This is a genomic window from Bacillus sp. XB1 (assembly GCF_053557995.1).
The window spans coordinates 2,726,369-2,740,403 of sequence record NZ_JBNRIL010000001.1 but is presented as its reverse complement, the minus strand read 5'-3'; the positions used below and the strand labels follow the sequence as shown (position 1 = coordinate 2,740,403).

The 14,035-nt window shown below is 31.2% G+C and carries 22 protein-coding genes and 4 pseudogenes; 25 read left to right on the top strand and 1 reads right to left on the bottom strand.

From position 1 onward, the window contains the following. Position 1 precedes the first annotated feature (1 nt). From ACK1U5_RS14105 to ACK1U5_RS13985, 25 genes and pseudogenes are all read left to right on the top strand, one after another. Entirely contained in the window at positions 2–394 is a 393-nt protein-coding gene (locus tag ACK1U5_RS14105) for a nuclear transport factor 2 family protein (RefSeq protein ID WP_001046361.1), read from the top strand. A gap of 151 nt (positions 395–545) precedes the next feature. Continuing rightward, complete coding sequence (locus ACK1U5_RS14100) at positions 546–1,070, top strand: nuclear transport factor 2 family protein (RefSeq protein ID WP_061139748.1); 525 nt, start codon at positions 546–548, stop codon at positions 1,068–1,070. Positions 1,071–2,208: 1,138 nt separating this feature from the next. Next, positions 2,209–2,394 (top strand): annotated as a pseudogene (locus tag ACK1U5_RS14095) (DUF4176 domain-containing protein); the annotation flags it as partial. A 116-nt stretch (positions 2,395–2,510) separates the two neighbouring features. Then, entirely contained in the window at positions 2,511–2,663 is a 153-nt protein-coding gene (locus tag ACK1U5_RS14090) for an ornithine cyclodeaminase (protein ID WP_229163620.1), read from the top strand. Positions 2,664–2,789: 126 nt separating this feature from the next. Beyond that, complete coding sequence (locus ACK1U5_RS14085; RefSeq protein ID WP_000918591.1) at positions 2,790–3,086, top strand: WXG100 family type VII secretion target; 297 nt, start codon at positions 2,790–2,792, stop codon at positions 3,084–3,086. Between the two features lie 186 nt (positions 3,087–3,272). Continuing rightward, complete coding sequence (locus ACK1U5_RS14080) at positions 3,273–3,548, top strand: TIGR04197 family type VII secretion effector (protein WP_000529653.1); 276 nt, start codon at positions 3,273–3,275, stop codon at positions 3,546–3,548. A 41-nt stretch (positions 3,549–3,589) separates the two neighbouring features. Continuing rightward, positions 3,590–3,952 carry a DUF3958 family protein gene (locus tag ACK1U5_RS14075; protein ID WP_000076120.1) on the top strand — a complete coding sequence of 121 codons (363 nt, stop codon included), beginning with the start codon at positions 3,590–3,592 and terminating at the stop codon, positions 3,950–3,952. After that, a complete protein-coding gene (locus ACK1U5_RS14070) occupies positions 3,949–5,253 on the top strand; it encodes a T7SS effector LXG polymorphic toxin (protein ID WP_000056055.1) in 1,305 nt (434 codons plus the stop codon). Before ACK1U5_RS14075 ends, ACK1U5_RS14070 begins: the two co-directional genes overlap by 4 nt. A 1-nt stretch (position 5,254) precedes the next feature. Beyond that, positions 5,255–5,473, top strand: coding sequence for a hypothetical protein (locus ACK1U5_RS14065; protein ID WP_000856866.1), 219 nt, complete (start codon positions 5,255–5,257; stop codon positions 5,471–5,473). A 260-nt stretch (positions 5,474–5,733) separates the two neighbouring features. Further along, on the top strand, positions 5,734–5,982 hold the full coding sequence (locus ACK1U5_RS14060) for a DUF4176 domain-containing protein (protein ID WP_000771621.1): 249 nt from the start codon (positions 5,734–5,736) through the stop codon (positions 5,980–5,982). Between the two features lie 492 nt (positions 5,983–6,474). Continuing rightward, positions 6,475–7,143, top strand: a complete 669-nt coding sequence (locus tag ACK1U5_RS14055) for a hypothetical protein (protein WP_061139746.1) — start codon at positions 6,475–6,477, stop codon at positions 7,141–7,143. Positions 7,144–7,156: 13 nt separating this feature from the next. Next, positions 7,157–7,249: pseudogene (locus tag ACK1U5_RS14050) on the top strand (DUF4176 domain-containing protein); the annotation flags it as partial. An 11-nt stretch (positions 7,250–7,260) separates the two neighbouring features. Beyond that, positions 7,261–7,452 carry a hypothetical protein gene (locus ACK1U5_RS14045; RefSeq protein WP_061139745.1) on the top strand — a complete coding sequence of 64 codons (192 nt, stop codon included), beginning with the start codon at positions 7,261–7,263 and terminating at the stop codon, positions 7,450–7,452. A 107-nt stretch (positions 7,453–7,559) separates the two neighbouring features. Further along, a pseudogene (locus ACK1U5_RS14040) lies at positions 7,560–7,673 on the top strand (hypothetical protein); the annotation flags it as partial. Further along, on the top strand, positions 7,642–8,004 hold the full coding sequence (locus tag ACK1U5_RS14035; RefSeq protein WP_175423932.1) for an AHH domain-containing protein: 363 nt from the start codon (positions 7,642–7,644) through the stop codon (positions 8,002–8,004). The pseudogene ACK1U5_RS14040 and the gene ACK1U5_RS14035, both read left to right, overlap by 32 nt. 34 nt (positions 8,005–8,038) lie before the next feature. Then, on the top strand, positions 8,039–8,590 hold the full coding sequence (locus tag ACK1U5_RS14030) for an imm11 family protein (protein ID WP_113710783.1): 552 nt from the start codon (positions 8,039–8,041) through the stop codon (positions 8,588–8,590). Positions 8,591–8,751: 161 nt separating this feature from the next. Further along, positions 8,752–9,204: a YrhA family protein gene (locus ACK1U5_RS14025; RefSeq protein ID WP_000265786.1), complete on the top strand. Its 453-nt coding sequence runs from the start codon at positions 8,752–8,754 to the stop codon at positions 9,202–9,204. A gap of 18 nt (positions 9,205–9,222) precedes the next feature. Continuing rightward, positions 9,223–9,681, top strand: a complete 459-nt coding sequence (locus tag ACK1U5_RS14020; RefSeq protein WP_000481684.1) for an SMI1/KNR4 family protein — start codon at positions 9,223–9,225, stop codon at positions 9,679–9,681. 268 nt (positions 9,682–9,949) lie between these two features. Next, positions 9,950–10,207: an HNH/endonuclease VII fold putative polymorphic toxin gene (locus ACK1U5_RS14015; RefSeq protein ID WP_000249012.1), complete on the top strand. Its 258-nt coding sequence runs from the start codon at positions 9,950–9,952 to the stop codon at positions 10,205–10,207. Positions 10,208–10,218: 11 nt separating this feature from the next. Next, positions 10,219–10,611: an immunity 50 family protein gene (locus ACK1U5_RS14010; RefSeq protein WP_000566922.1), complete on the top strand. Its 393-nt coding sequence runs from the start codon at positions 10,219–10,221 to the stop codon at positions 10,609–10,611. A 505-nt stretch (positions 10,612–11,116) separates the two neighbouring features. After that, positions 11,117–11,788 (top strand): hypothetical protein, encoded by a 672-nt coding sequence (locus tag ACK1U5_RS14005; RefSeq protein ID WP_113710782.1) that lies wholly within the window; start codon positions 11,117–11,119, stop codon positions 11,786–11,788. Positions 11,789–12,200: 412 nt separating this feature from the next. Further along, complete coding sequence (locus ACK1U5_RS14000) at positions 12,201–12,851, top strand: Yip1 family protein (protein ID WP_000449722.1); 651 nt, start codon at positions 12,201–12,203, stop codon at positions 12,849–12,851. Between the two features lie 51 nt (positions 12,852–12,902). Further along, entirely contained in the window at positions 12,903–13,064 is a 162-nt protein-coding gene (locus ACK1U5_RS13995) for a hypothetical protein (RefSeq protein ID WP_043328555.1), read from the top strand. 112 nt (positions 13,065–13,176) lie between these two features. Next, the gene (locus ACK1U5_RS13990) at positions 13,177–13,368 is read left to right on the top strand and encodes a DUF4176 domain-containing protein (RefSeq protein ID WP_000639126.1); all 192 of its coding nucleotides are present in this window, start codon (positions 13,177–13,179) and stop codon (positions 13,366–13,368) included. Between the two features lie 21 nt (positions 13,369–13,389). Beyond that, positions 13,390–13,671 (top strand): hypothetical protein, encoded by a 282-nt coding sequence (locus tag ACK1U5_RS13985; protein WP_000242737.1) that lies wholly within the window; start codon positions 13,390–13,392, stop codon positions 13,669–13,671. A gap of 83 nt (positions 13,672–13,754) precedes the next feature. Here the strand turns inward: ACK1U5_RS13985 and ACK1U5_RS13980 are convergent. Beyond that, positions 13,755–13,970: pseudogene (locus ACK1U5_RS13980) on the bottom strand (tyrosine-type recombinase/integrase); the annotation flags it as partial. Between the last annotated feature and the right edge of the window lie 65 nt (positions 13,971–14,035).

Genomic DNA, 14,035 nt, shown 5'->3' with positions numbered 1-14,035 from the left:
TATGAATAAATATCAAAAACTATTACATGAAACGTATGTGTTAACTGGCGAAGGGAAATTGGATGCGTTCAAAACGTATTTAAGTGAAAATGTATCTTGGACAGAAGCTGCTGGGTTTCCATATGCAGGTACTTATATAGGTCCAGATGAAGTAGTGAAAAACGTACATGAACGTCTTGGCACAGAATGGGATGACTATAGCGCTAAAGATGAAATTTATGCTTTTAATAACAATACTGTTATCGTTTATGGAAAATATAGTGGAACATATAAAGCTACAGGGAAGTCATTTGTAGCAGATTTTTGTCACCTTTATAAGTTTGATGAGAACGATAAGGTTAAGAAGTTTATTCAAATTGTGGACAGTGCAACTGTTAATGAGGTATTAAGTTAGAATTAATCGTTTCTAATATGCCTTGTATAGGGGGAGGTTAGGATAAATGAAATTCCTAACATTACCCCTGACATTACATTTTGGGGAAGGTTTCTCCTTCTTCAAGCTTTTTATAGAAGAAAACTTATTTAAGTAGAAGAGGTAGGTATATATGAAATTAGAGAAAAGTTTAATCATAACAATTATTTCTGTATTTATTTTAGGAGTAGTTTCGACTTTGGTATATCAAGCTTCCAACGGTAATAACAAAGGGAACTCAATAAAGAGTGAAAATGTCGCTTCTGTATCAAAAGAAGTAAAAGAAAATGAAAAGAATAAAAAGATGGTAGTTGATTTCTATAATGAAGTTTTTAACAAACATAATATCGATATTATCCCTAAATATGTTAGCGAAGATTATAAGCAACATAATCCTTTTGTTGCTGATGGACGAAAAGCCTTCATGGATTTCTTTAAGGAGGATTTTGTTAAAAATCCTAATTCCTCTGCAGAGATTAAACGTGTAGTAGCTGAAGGGGATACAGTTGTTCTTCATGTACACTCTCGTACTAATTCTCAAGATAAGGGAGTTGCTATAGTGGATATATTTCGTATCAAGGATGGAAAGATTGTCGAACACTGGGATGTAATTCAAGAGATTCCAAGTGAAGCAGCTAATGATAATACGATGTTTTAGAGAGAAGATATATTTAATAATTGTTTAATTGATAGTGCTTTGTAGAATTTAGAAATTTAGATAATTAGTCATCAAATTTGGAAATCATTTAAAAATAGCATATTAAATGATGGCACAAATTAATACGAAATAGCTCTTTAATAAAAAATCCTACTCATTAAAAAATGAGTAGGATTTTTTATTAAAGAATAGTGCTAATTTTGTGGTTCGGCACCATCTAAATTTGGAAACCATGAAAGTATAGGTACTCTATATCCACGTAAAGTAAAATTGTAATTTTTTCCTTCTTTTATGTTTGCTTGCAGATTCACTGAATGAAACTTCATCATAAGAAGGCTATCCTCATTAGAAATAACTTTTTCGGTTCCATTTTTTTGCTCAACCTAGTACAATCTTACCAATTTAAAAAAGACCACCATTACTGGCAGTCCTTTTTTGGTAGTTTTAGAAATTAAATTATAACATGTTAATATACAAATTATAAATATACTTTTACAAAAGATACTATAAGTTTTTTATAATTCTTGATTTCTCAGTTTCCATTGCATACTGAATTTTCCTGTAAGTATTAATAACTACCATTAAAATTATCAATTCACTATATTATTAGAAAAAACTGGTTATCTACATAATTGTTTGGTAAAATATAGATATAATTTAAGAGGGTAAAGTTAATATAGATCAACTAAGTAATGCTAAGAAAATGTTTTATTGCATAAAAAAAGGCTCCATTGCTGGAGCACTCAAAATAAACAAACGAATTAAAACAAGAAACAGACAATTTAACTATATAGATAAAACATAAATAAATCTATATATATGTAAAAATGCATATAAAAACTCTATTTATTGATGCTATAATAGGTTTACTCGATGATTGTTATATTTTTTTATGGTTTTTAAGCAATAAATACCTTCTTAACACCAAGTGTACAAGAAAAGAAGACATCTTAAGTGATGTCTTCTTTTCTTATATAATAACAACACAATAAAATTAAGATGGTTCAAGTGGGAGGAAGGCACCTTTGGGTATCTTTTCTTTGTCGAATTTGCCTAATAGGTGTAGCACCACATTGCTATCAAGTTAAAAAATTTTTTCACCCAAAACAAAAAAACGAGCTGAATTCACATAAATAACTATGGAAGAAAACAAAAACTTAGGATTAAAGAACTTGTGATGTATGACTATATTGGCTGTTTTTATTCAGAAGGATATATTAATCCTGAGTATACATTTGTATTTAATCATGAGGATATCGAAGAAATTATATTTGTAGGTTTTATAGATGAGGAAGAAGAGGCATTTGTAGGATTGCTTAATTGAATAGAATCTAGAAACAGGTAATTTTCAAATTTCGATAAAACTAGCAATCTCCACGCCGAACTTGGACAAATCCTAAGCGGGGGAAAAACGGACGCGAAAATGATGAAGAGATTACTATTTTTAAATCAGTTGGTTTGGCTGTAGTAGATATTATCGTTGCGAATTATTTGTATGAGAAAGTAGTGGAGCGCGGGATGGGATTGAGTTTTGAGGGACTGCCTTTTGGTGGTCTTTTTTGCATAAAATCTTGTAAAGTAAGAAAAAGTTGAATATTAATATTCTAATATTCAATAGAAAGATAAAATGTTTTAAAGTTCAAAATAATACATTATAATATATTTAGTAAAATTAACCAATTTATATTTTGCTCATTATGTATTAAAGGGGAAATGAAAATGGCTGGACAAATTCGTATGTCACCAGAGGAGCTTAAATCGAAAGCGGCTCGATATGGACAAGGTGCAAATCAAATTGAGGACATTTTAAGTCAACTACAAAACTTACAAAATGAATTAAGAGGAGAATGGGAAGGTCGTGCTTTCGAAGGTTTTGATCAACAGTTCAATCAATTAAAGCCAAAAGTACAAAACTTTGCACAGCTATTACAAGAAATTAATATGCAGCTTAATAAAACTGCAGAAGCTGTTGCTTCTCATGATGAAGAATTATCACGTAATTTCGGTTTGAAATAAAAATTGTCATACTCTATATAACAGGCATTTCAAATGAGCCATACAGCTTATAGTGTATGGCTCATTTGATTGCATGCCCAACTTAGCTGGACACACGTTTAAAAAGAGTGATATTAATAGGGAATTTTCATATATTTATTGGGGTTTCTTTGGCATCTTCTGAAAATTAGAGAAAGGATTTGAGTGATGGGACAATTTCAAAGTAATTTTCAAACGGCACAACAAATTGCTACGCAGATGAGAACAGCTTCGAATATAATCCAAAGTGCAACAAATCGTTCTATAACAAAGGCGACGCGTACAACATTATCTGTTAATTTCAAAGCACAAGAAGCGAATCAACAAATGTTAGACTTGACGAAACAATTTTCCGCTGCCTTTCAACAAGCGGTTGATAATATTCATTCAGTAGCCCAAGAGTTTGAGAGAATGGATAACGAACTTCACAACACTTTTCGCTAATGTGACAACCTACGTAAAGGTAAAATGGCAGGAGGAATATAATGAGTCAAGATATTGAAAAACAAATCAATCAAGTAAATCAAAAGTTAAGAAGTGTATTTGAAGAACAAGACCGAAATCAATCCGCGATTCACATTCAGGAGCAAGCGGAAGCAGATTTTTATGAATGGAGAGGTCGAAACCATCGTTTGTTTGATCGAATTTTAGGAACTTGGCATGGTGATAGAGAAATGTCTCAGTTTTTTATGAATACATATCAAGAGGCACAACATATTGAACGAAAAGTCACATTTGAATTAGAAAACCAAAAAGAAACGTTGCTTAAAGAAAGACGAAACCTTAGTGATTTAGAAAACGATCTTTCCTATCAACAACAACAATTAGCGAGGGAGGTCAATGCATGAGCTTAAATATGTATTTAGGAGAAGTACAAGGCCAAACTCAAAGTATGAATGCTGTATGTAACGCTACTATTCAAGGTATGGAACAAGTCATTCAGTCAATTGATGCCTTTGCAATTGATACTGTGTTACAAGGGCAAACGTATAGCAGTGCAAAATCATTTTTTGTACAAACCTTTCGTCCTTTAGCGCAAGGAATCATTTATCTGTGTGAAGAGTTAATTCGCCAGAACGATGCTTTTCCAAGTCAATTTCAATCACAAGTCGCTTCCACAGATGTAATTGAACAAGAAATATTAGAACAAATTCGAGAAATTGACCGAATGAAAGCAAGTATGGAAGCCATCAGTCAAGCTATGCCAATCCCAGGTATGGAAGCTATGGTAAATCTTTTTACTGTGATGAGGCAAAAACTGCAAGAAAAACTAGAACATCTATATGAATTTAATTATACTTCTAGTAGTAATTATGATACTGCTCTCCAACTAGCTGTTAGCATTGCGACAGGTTTGGCGGAAGTTCAAAGTGGAAAAGGCTTTAGTCCTGCAAGTGGTACATTTAGTACGCAAGGGTTGAATATGGATTGGATAGCGCCTATTCAGAAAATTACAGAAAAGAAAATTACAGAAAAGAAAACTCTTGAAGCAGATAAGAAAAAGTCACGAGACGAAGATGCTAAGTTCATGGAGGGATCAGTAAAGGGTAAAGAAGGAAAGCGAATTGGATTTGAGGCTGAAGGGTCTATAATGGGAAAAAAGAGCAGCTTCTCTAATGGTGATAAGCTTACTAAGGAACGATATATTGATGAGCTTTCAACAAAGGCTATAGCTGGGCAATTGGATGTGAATATACCCTATGATTGGAAGAGTTTAAAAGAAGATGTATTTGCTAGTAAAGTTATTGGTTTAAAAGGGGAAGCAGGTATTTTAGATAACTCATATAAATTTAAATCCACAATTCCTTTCATGACACCTTTAGGTATTATACAATTAAAAGATAGAGAGGTTACAGTTACTCAAAAAATTTTTTCAGGAGAAGTTGTAGCAGGTATTGACGATTACTCCTTAAAAGCAGCATCGGAAGCTTCTACACTTAAGTATGAAGTAGAAGTAAGTATGCTACATTTTCCAGATTGGTTGCCAATTATTGGAGATACAGATCTAAAAATTAAAGGTGATTTGGGATTGGGCGCAATAGGTTTGAAAGGTAGCGTTGGAAAAGAAACTGGTATAACAGTTCCTGTTTTAGAGGGGTTTACTGTGGGAAGTAGTTTTAAATTTGAAAAATCTGAGGAGAAAAAATGATATGAAAACACCATCGTATAAACCATTATATATTTTAGTTTATGTCGTAATATCCGTATCTATTATAGGGTTAATGATTACTCCATCCAACAATTGGTGGGAAAAGTTGTTAGGAACTATCGTTCTCATTCTTTTGGGAGCAGGTTTAATATGTTTTTTAAAATTTGGACGGTGGGCGCAAGAGAAATTTTATGATAAATTTACAAAAAAACGGGATTAATATAAGACTGGAGTAATTAAGATATGCGTACAATAAATAGAATTCTGACTTTTACTGTATGTATTATGTTTATGTTGTTAATTGGGGCTTCTTCTACTATACGGTTAGAAGATAAAATTTTACTTATAGGTTTGCTGCTAATTTGCAATGTTATTGCATACTTTACAGTAGAGTATATCTATAAACGTATAGACAATAAGAAAAAATAGTAGATTTATAATTCTCGGAATTTATTCAATATTTAGGAGGCAAAAGTATCAATGAAACTATTACCAATTGGAACAGTAGTTAAGCTAGAAGATATGGAACAAAGCGTTATGATTATTGGAAGAATGGCTATTTCAGAAGATAAACGTGAATTTGATTATGTAGGTGTTCTTTACCCTATTGGATTTATAGGTAATGAGAATGTGTTGTGTTTTAACTACGATAAAATCACAGAAGAAATGCATAAAGGATACATGACAGATGAAGAATTAGTTTTACGTGAAAAGTTATTAGAAATGTAAATAAAGCTTTTGTTTATAAATATCCTTTTAGTAAGAATACTTTAAACGTTTTGGTAGAAATCTTTAAAAGATGACATGCTATAATTTAGCATGTCTTTTTTATGAAAAAAATTCTTCCTATCTAAATATCTTCCTTTCTGCCAATTTCATATGCTGCTCTAGATGCTTCGAATAACTTTTGATTACGTTGGTATTTAACTTGTTTTATGATAATTGTGGCATACTGATTTAAGGTGGTTTTGGTGCGAAGTTCTTGCAAGTAATCTACTAAACTTGGACATACCAGCAAAATCTCCGGCTTTTTGAAATTTTTGATAAGCCTAGATTTTATTAATGGGTTGATCTTCTTTTCGAGAAGGGAATAATATTTCACAGAAGGTGTGAAATGGGATGTTGATTTAGATGATGATGGTGAAGATGATAGTATTAAAGATATGGTGAAAACGGGTGTGAAAAAAACTTAGTCAACAGTAGCGGGGTGGTTTAATTCACATGAAAAAAAATACAGATTTTAATAAAAAAGCTTTTGAATATTATATGGCTCTTTATGCTGTAAATGATATAAGATCGACTATAATTACTCTTGTGATTGGGATAGCAGATATATTTGTGCTTTTACCTGCTTTTGCGAATCCTGTTCAACCGATATATATGTACATAATAGTTCCACCAGTTGCTTTTTTAAATGTATGGGCAATATGGATTGTTATAAATCCTAGGAAGCGGCAATTACAATACACTCTATTTCGTGGGGTATTTGGCATCGTATGTTCAGTAGGATTATTAATTATAACCCAAAAGTTTGCATATGGAATGTTAGGATTACAAACTCCTATCTATTTTATTTTTTCGGTTGGTTTGTATATTTTTGCTTTGCATTATTATTATAAAAATCATATTAAAAAACTTCAGGAATCAATCAAAAAATCAAAATCATCGAAAAAAAACTCTAGTTTTGGAGTAGTGGCTTTTGTAGGATTGGGTCAACTCATTGCTAATATCAGTCTTGGTTTTGCAACACAAAAGATGGTAGCAATTGTATTAATGTGTGTATACTCCATGCTTTCGTTTATGTTGTTTCATTTCATTATGGAACTCCATAGGTACTATTATTTAAGGAAGCATATAGAAGATGGGGGTAGAACACATGAAACCTTTTAAAGAGGTTTATTGAATTTTAAGTATTGTGATTTATGGAAGGAAACAAAAACTTATGGTTAAAGAACCTGTGATGTATGACTATATTGGCTGTTTTTATCCAGAAGGAGGAAAGCTGATATGCAAGCATTTAAAGTTGGGAAATTAGTCACATTCGTTGCAATTATAATACTTCTTGCAGTTGCTATTTTATCTCCTTACAACTTATTTAAAAAGATTTATTTTATTATTGGTGTTCTTATTATTGGCGCAATTTCACTTGGTGCAAATAAATTCTTTGAACTGATACACAGTAAATTTGATAAGAAATGATATTACTTATGTGATAAAGAAATTCCCCTCTAAATCCTTAATGATTTAGAGGGGAATTTCTACAATATGATTTTACTGGATTACGTGGAACTAAATTAGTCCATCACCATATTGGTGGTGGTCAAGCTGTTGGTGTTCCGCTGCCACTACATCCTGGTTTTGGAGGGATTCATAACGCAGAAAAATCGATTGGAGCATGGGGGAAAAGATGCAGGGATTGAACTACCCCCATATTCTAATGCAGCACATCATCTAACACCTTGGAATGATAGTAGGGCAGAAAAGGCACAAAAATTATTAAAGGAATTTGGGATAGACCATGATTCGGCGGCTAATGGAGTATTTTTACCTTATAAAGTTAATAAATACGTGACTACTGAAGTCTTACACATAGGGAAGCATAGTTCAGAGTATATACTTGAAGTAGAGAGAGTATTAAGTCTTGTTAAGAAACGGGGCGGTACTCAAGAAGATGCTGTTGACGCCTTACATGATATAAGAGAACGTTTATTGAATAGTGAATTAAAATTAAATAAACCGAAGAAAGAGTAATCTTATAATAGAAAAATAACAAAGGAGAGTAAAAATGAAAATTTGGGAATTAAAGAGTTCATTTGATGACTATGAATCCTTTCAACTATTGAACTTAGAAGAAGATTCTAAAAAGTATTTTGAAGGAAAAATTGACTCGGCAGTAAAAGCATCTGATTCATGGGGAGAAATACGTATTAAATGTGTAGAGGAAGGAAATCAAAGTGATTTGCCTCATTTTTGGGGAGAAGTTGGTACACCAATGGTTAGTGGGAAAGCTAAAAAATTTTTAGAGTCTATACTTGGTGATAATGTAGAATTTCTTCCCCTAATTCATGATGTGACGGGAGAAGTGTATTATATAATTAACGTTTTAAATGCAATAGATGCTATTGACTATGAGAAAGCTATACTAAAGAAACTACGTTCTGGCTTAGTAATAGATTTCAAAAAATACGCATTCTTACCTAATATGGTTAAGAACCAAACAATATTTAAAGTTTACTTAAATGAAATATTACATATTCCTTCCGTTTTTGTATCAGATGAATTTAGAAATACATTGTTAGAAAGTGATTTAAAAGGTTTTGAATTTATCGAGGTATGAGATTCAGAAGCAAACATGTAAAAGAAAGTCCTAAAATAATTGATAGGAGTTAGTGACATGGATGTAAAGGATTTAAAAATTCTAAGAATGTTAAACAATTATGAGGGAAATGAAAAAGAAATTTTTGAACTGATTCAAGCTGAAGCAATGGTGAAATTTATATGTGGAAAAATCTGATTTTAGAAATTGAAAAAATAGAGAAAAGTTTTAATGATAAACTGAATACACCAGCAACAGATAGTGAAGTTAAGAAATTAAGAGAACGCATGAAAAAGAGTTTTAATGTTGACCTCCCGAGTGAATATGAGGAGTTTCTTAAAACTGTAAATGGATTAGATTTTAACGGGCTAGTACTTTATGGAGTTGACTCTTATTTGTTGGATACAGAAAGGGACGAATCAATTTGCGGGCTTATAGAAACCAATGAGATTTGGTATGAAAATGAATTTCAAAAAGAGTATCTTTTCCTTGGAGATTCAAATATAGCATGGTTCTGTAAAAACTTATCTGATGGTACTTATTTAGAACTTGATAAACCATCTGGTACAGTGATGAATACATATAATGATTGCAACACAATGCTTGAGGAAGCATTGAAAACAGCCCTTCTTTAATAGGAGGTAGTAAAAATTATGTTTAATTTTTTGAAAGAATATGTTGTAGCAGACAGAAGTGTCCGTTCTAAACAGAAACCTATTTTCTATCCTATATATCAAGATGAGATAGATGAGGCAGAAAGTTTATTACAAATGGAACTCCCAAAAGAACTAAAACGCTTTTATCAAGAAATAGGTTATGGGTTTTTAAAGTCTGATAAAAGAACGTTTTTCAACAGATTTATGGACCCGATTTCAGTTGTAGATTTCTGTTTAAGGCAAGATATTTATGAATATAATCCTAACCTAGATGATGTAGATGATGATGAATCATTAGTGTTTGTTGAAGTAACAGAACTTAACTTTTTAACCATTAAATTTAAAGAGGAAAATGAATTAGGTCAATGTCCTATTTACTCTGAAGATGAGAAAATAGCGGATTCTTTAGAAGAATTTTTAATTAAAATGGATGAAAATCCTGACTATTATATTTAATGGATATCAATTCTATTTTGTAGAGTGTGCATTATTGGTTCGTCCTTGTGAGAAGTGTTTTCTAGCTTATGTGATTGCAAAGACAAATAATAATTAATTATGAGTAACAAAAGTAAGACTTATGTGAATTACGCATAAGTCTTTTTAATATTATCCCCAAGTTAAGAAGATTGAGGGGGAAAATTCTCATGAATCTAGGGGAGCTAGTTTAAAAGAAATTAAAAGACAATTAAATATACCTAGATTTCAACACCCGATTAGTCAAAAAATGGTACCATTAACAGATAGTAATGGTAAAAGGATATTAAATGATAATAAACAGCCTATTATAACTCGAGAATTAACATATGAAGTAAAAGGTCAAAAAATTATAATTCAAGATCATTCAGAGGGTCATAAGTTTGGAGAAGGTGGAGTTGGAGATCAGTCACCGCATCATAATGTAAGACCTGAATACAATACACGAACAGGACAGGTAGATCGTATGGAGGATCATTATTATTTTGAGAAGAGAAATAATAAATAGGGAGTATAAAAATGATTGATCAATTTAAATTTTTAAATCCACAAGCGTTAATTAGTATTTTTGGGAAAATACCAAAGTTGGAAGAATCAGAGTTATTAGATGTGCGTCTTAAAAGAGATGGCCCTACTTTAGTTATTCAATTGATGACAAAGGAAAATGTTGAAAACAAGCCAAAAAGATGGGATAAGTGGGATGTAATTTATGTAGAGATATCTTTCTTTACTATTCATAATTTAACAATAAAAGGTTTAGGGACAGAAAATATAATTGATTATTTTGAAATAAATACGATAGAAGAAGAAGGTTTATTAAAAATTAAGTGTAAGAATCAAATGTTAGTTGAGTGCTCGTTTGGATGGGCAAAGGTGGAAGGGGTAACCCCAGGTTTAATAGGATTACCATAATTTTGATGGGAAGTAGATAGTTAATTTTTATAATATTCATATTTTAATGTTTTGGGGTTAAATAAGGAATGTATAAAGGACATTTGAAACGTTGATAGTGTTGCAAACATATGAAGCGGAAATTACTAAAATTAAGATACCTAATTATATACCTGTATTAGGTGATTATGATATAAGTTCCAAAGGTGAGATTGTAATAGGTGGGTATGGTTATAGATTCCGCAGGAGTTTCATTTAAGTTTGAGAAGGAAGCGAGATAATAGAATGCGAAAATTTTCAAAAATAGTTATATGTGTTGGTGCGTTAATAATGATTATACTAGGCATGATTGTACATGATACATGGAAGGATAGGATTTATTTTTCTTTAGCTGTACTTTTTGTTACCGTACTTTCTTTACTATGGAATATAGTTGCTCATAATATTATGGATAAATTTAGGGGGAGAGAATGAATAGTTATGAAACTTTTACTGATTGGAACAGTAGCAGGGTGGTTTAATTAACATGAAAAAAAGTATAGATTTTAATAAGAAAGCTTTTGCACATTATATGGCTCTTTATCCTGTAAATGAAATAAGAGTCCACGTAATTGTCCTTGTCCTTTTGGGGGCAGACGTGTTTGTTCTCTTGCCTGCGTTTGCGAATCCTTTTCAATTACTCTATGTATATGTAGTAACTCCTCCAGTTATTTTTTTAAATTTGTGGGCGATATGGATTGCTATCAATCCTCGGAAACGACAGTTACAATACACTCTATTTCGAGGAGTATATGGCACCATATGTTCAGTCGGATTATTAGTTATAACTCAAAAATATGCTTATGAAGTGTTACAATTACAAACTCCTATCTATTGTATTCTTTCATTTGGTTTGTATAGTTTTGCTTTGTATCATTTTTATAAAAATCATATTGAAAAACTTCAGGAACCAAGAAAAAAATCAAAATCATCGAAAGGAACTGGTGGTGTAAAAGTAGCAGCTATTGCAGCGGGATTGGGGCAGTTAATTGCTAATATAATTCTTAGCATTGCAACACAACAGATAGGGGTAATTGTATTTATGTCTGCATGCACAGTGATTTCGTTTGTTTTGTTTTATATGATTATAGAACTCCATAAGTATTATTATTTACGTAAGCATATAGAAGATGGAGGGAAAATACGTATAGGCTTTTAAAGAGGATTTGTTGCATTTCAAGTGTATAATTGCATTCTTCTTATGGAAGCCATTCACGAGGCTTATAGCAATAAAAGATGTATAAGTGGAAGATTATATTGTGGTAAAACATCTGAAGGAATGGAAATTAGGTTTGTTCTTATTAATGATAAGATTATAGCTGTTTATCCCGTGTATTAAAGAATGTGAGGTACTCAAAAATGAAAGTAACTAATCAGCCCATAGTTAAAAATGTAAGAAAATATAGAGGTAATTGCTAAGAAGCATTCCCCCTAAGTTTCAGATGAAATTAAATGATTGAATATTTACATTTAAATAATCGACTATTTATGCTTTAATATTTATATGTACATAATTGGGATAATTAGGGATTTAAATTTAATATGTTTTAAGAAAGGGGAATGTTTTTTATATGGAAACTCCAGAAAATCAATTTAAACGTGCACTTAATCCTTGGTTCTCCATTTGGACAAAACCACGTGATACAATGAAAGAAATTTTTATATCCAAACCTAAGAATGTGTTTTTACTCATTTTATTAGGCTCATTCGTACAGACTTTAGATCGAGCATCTTCTAAAAATATGGCGGATTCAATAAGTAGTCCAGTTTCATTAATCTCAATGGTTATATTCGGTACCTTCGTTGCCTTCTTAATTTATTATTTTTTGCTACCAGCGTTATTTAATTGGGTGGCAAAAAAACTTGGTGGACAAGGTACCTTTGAAAAAACACGTTACTCAGTTGCCTATTCTTATATCCCTTACGTTTACTCTCTTATATTAGTTTGGGTGCCTTCATTTTTCTTGTTTGGGATAGAAAACTTTACGAGTGAGACACCGAAAATGGAGAGTAGCATAACTTTAACGATTTTGTTTCTTATTTTTGCCATAATTGATATAGTTATTGGAATTTGGACAATCATTATTTCCTTAAAATGTTTAGGAGAAGCACACCAATTTTCAGCATGGAAAGCATTATTAACAATAATAATATCCTTTATGATTATCATTCTTCCTTTAGTAATAATAGTATTTCTTATAGTAGGGGTTACAACTTTTTAATCATTTATTTGCCTCTTATTTATCCAAATGTTTTCTACGCGCTGTTAGTAATTGTTACAGGGTGAACAACCACATGATTCGGATGTTCCACTTGGCGAAGCGTATGACCTATATGATCAAATTGATCGCCCGTTTTACGGCCTGTTCTTCTTATTATTAGTGTTAACAGGAATTTGTGAAGGCAAACTTGAAAATCAAATATTAAACTATTAAAACCTTAGGAGAGCTGAGTAGATTGTCTTTGTTCGTCTCTTATTTTCCAATTGGAGGCTAATTATTACCAATTGGTTCTGTAGCTCTTATAGAAGAAATTAATCAACCTCTTATGATTTATGGAAGAAAGCAACAACAAGCTGATAATAAATTATGCGATTATGTTTCTTGTCCATATCCTCATGGTAATTTATCAAAAGAATATAATGTGTTTTTTAATCATAATCAAATAATTCATTTATTATTTAAGGGTTTCGAAACAGAGGATGAATTAGAATTAAGAAGTAAATTATCTGAGTTTTAGTGAAAATGGAGAAAATATAATATGGTTTTAGGAATTTCATATTCTGATATTTTTCATATCATAATTATTGTTTTGGTTTTTTTCATTTTTTGGAGATTGAATACTTGGTATAATAAAAAATATAATGTTCCTAAGGTTTTTCAATGGTTTCCTAGAAGATGGGGAAAAAGAAAAGTTTCAGAGCATTTGTCTCAACTAGATAAAAAGTTAGAAGCTGAAGGTAAAGGTATCTGGGTTACAATCTATGCTATAGATTTGTACATTGTAACTATTCCTTGTACAGTAAAAAAATATAAATCTTAATACATATATGTGTATAAAAAAGACCTTTTATTTTAAAATAAAAGGTCTTTTTTATGATGATTGAAATAGTAATTTTAAGTGAATTAAATTTGAAATGTATCAAGAATATTATCTTTTTCTTCTTTATTAATTCCAATATATTCCAGATGAATGTGTGGTGTGCTATGATTAAGAATTTCTTGTAACATAGCAACATCTTTTGTTTGTTTATAGAACCAATAGCCGAAGGTTTTTCGCATGGTGTGAGTACCAATGGATTCTACATTGGCAAAATCTCCGGCTTTTTGCAATTGTCGATAATACGTGTTTTTTCGTCATACAAAAACCCCTACATATAAGTAGAGGTTTTTAAATTATATCTTAA

Bases quoted from the DNA above. Each gene is read 5' to 3' on its own strand.
- ACK1U5_RS14105 (WP_001046361.1), top strand. From the start codon at position 2: ATGAATAAATATCAAAAACTATTACATGAAACGTATGTGTTAACTGGC.
- ACK1U5_RS14100 (WP_061139748.1), top strand. From the start codon at position 546: ATGAAATTAGAGAAAAGTTTAATCATAACAATTATTTCTGTATTTATT.
- ACK1U5_RS14085 (WP_000918591.1), top strand. From the start codon at position 2,790: ATGGCTGGACAAATTCGTATGTCACCAGAGGAGCTTAAATCGAAAGCG.
- ACK1U5_RS14080 (WP_000529653.1), top strand. From the start codon at position 3,273: ATGGGACAATTTCAAAGTAATTTTCAAACGGCACAACAAATTGCTACG.
- ACK1U5_RS14075 (WP_000076120.1), top strand. From the start codon at position 3,590: ATGAGTCAAGATATTGAAAAACAAATCAATCAAGTAAATCAAAAGTTA.
- ACK1U5_RS14070 (WP_000056055.1), top strand. From the start codon at position 3,949: ATGAGCTTAAATATGTATTTAGGAGAAGTACAAGGCCAAACTCAAAGT.
- ACK1U5_RS14065 (WP_000856866.1), top strand. From the start codon at position 5,255: ATGAAAACACCATCGTATAAACCATTATATATTTTAGTTTATGTCGTA.
- ACK1U5_RS14060 (WP_000771621.1), top strand. From the start codon at position 5,734: ATGAAACTATTACCAATTGGAACAGTAGTTAAGCTAGAAGATATGGAA.
- ACK1U5_RS14055 (WP_061139746.1), top strand. From the start codon at position 6,475: ATGAAAAAAAATACAGATTTTAATAAAAAAGCTTTTGAATATTATATG.
- ACK1U5_RS14045 (WP_061139745.1), top strand. From the start codon at position 7,261: ATGCAAGCATTTAAAGTTGGGAAATTAGTCACATTCGTTGCAATTATA.
- ACK1U5_RS14030 (WP_113710783.1), top strand. From the start codon at position 8,039: ATGAAAATTTGGGAATTAAAGAGTTCATTTGATGACTATGAATCCTTT.
- ACK1U5_RS14025 (WP_000265786.1), top strand. From the start codon at position 8,752: ATGTGGAAAAATCTGATTTTAGAAATTGAAAAAATAGAGAAAAGTTTT.
- ACK1U5_RS14020 (WP_000481684.1), top strand. From the start codon at position 9,223: ATGTTTAATTTTTTGAAAGAATATGTTGTAGCAGACAGAAGTGTCCGT.
- ACK1U5_RS14015 (WP_000249012.1), top strand. From the start codon at position 9,950: ATGGTACCATTAACAGATAGTAATGGTAAAAGGATATTAAATGATAAT.
- ACK1U5_RS14010 (WP_000566922.1), top strand. From the start codon at position 10,219: ATGATTGATCAATTTAAATTTTTAAATCCACAAGCGTTAATTAGTATT.
- ACK1U5_RS14005 (WP_113710782.1), top strand. From the start codon at position 11,117: ATGAAAAAAAGTATAGATTTTAATAAGAAAGCTTTTGCACATTATATG.
- ACK1U5_RS14000 (WP_000449722.1), top strand. From the start codon at position 12,201: ATGGAAACTCCAGAAAATCAATTTAAACGTGCACTTAATCCTTGGTTC.
- ACK1U5_RS13990 (WP_000639126.1), top strand. From the start codon at position 13,177: ATGATTTATGGAAGAAAGCAACAACAAGCTGATAATAAATTATGCGAT.
- ACK1U5_RS13985 (WP_000242737.1), top strand. From the start codon at position 13,390: ATGGTTTTAGGAATTTCATATTCTGATATTTTTCATATCATAATTATT.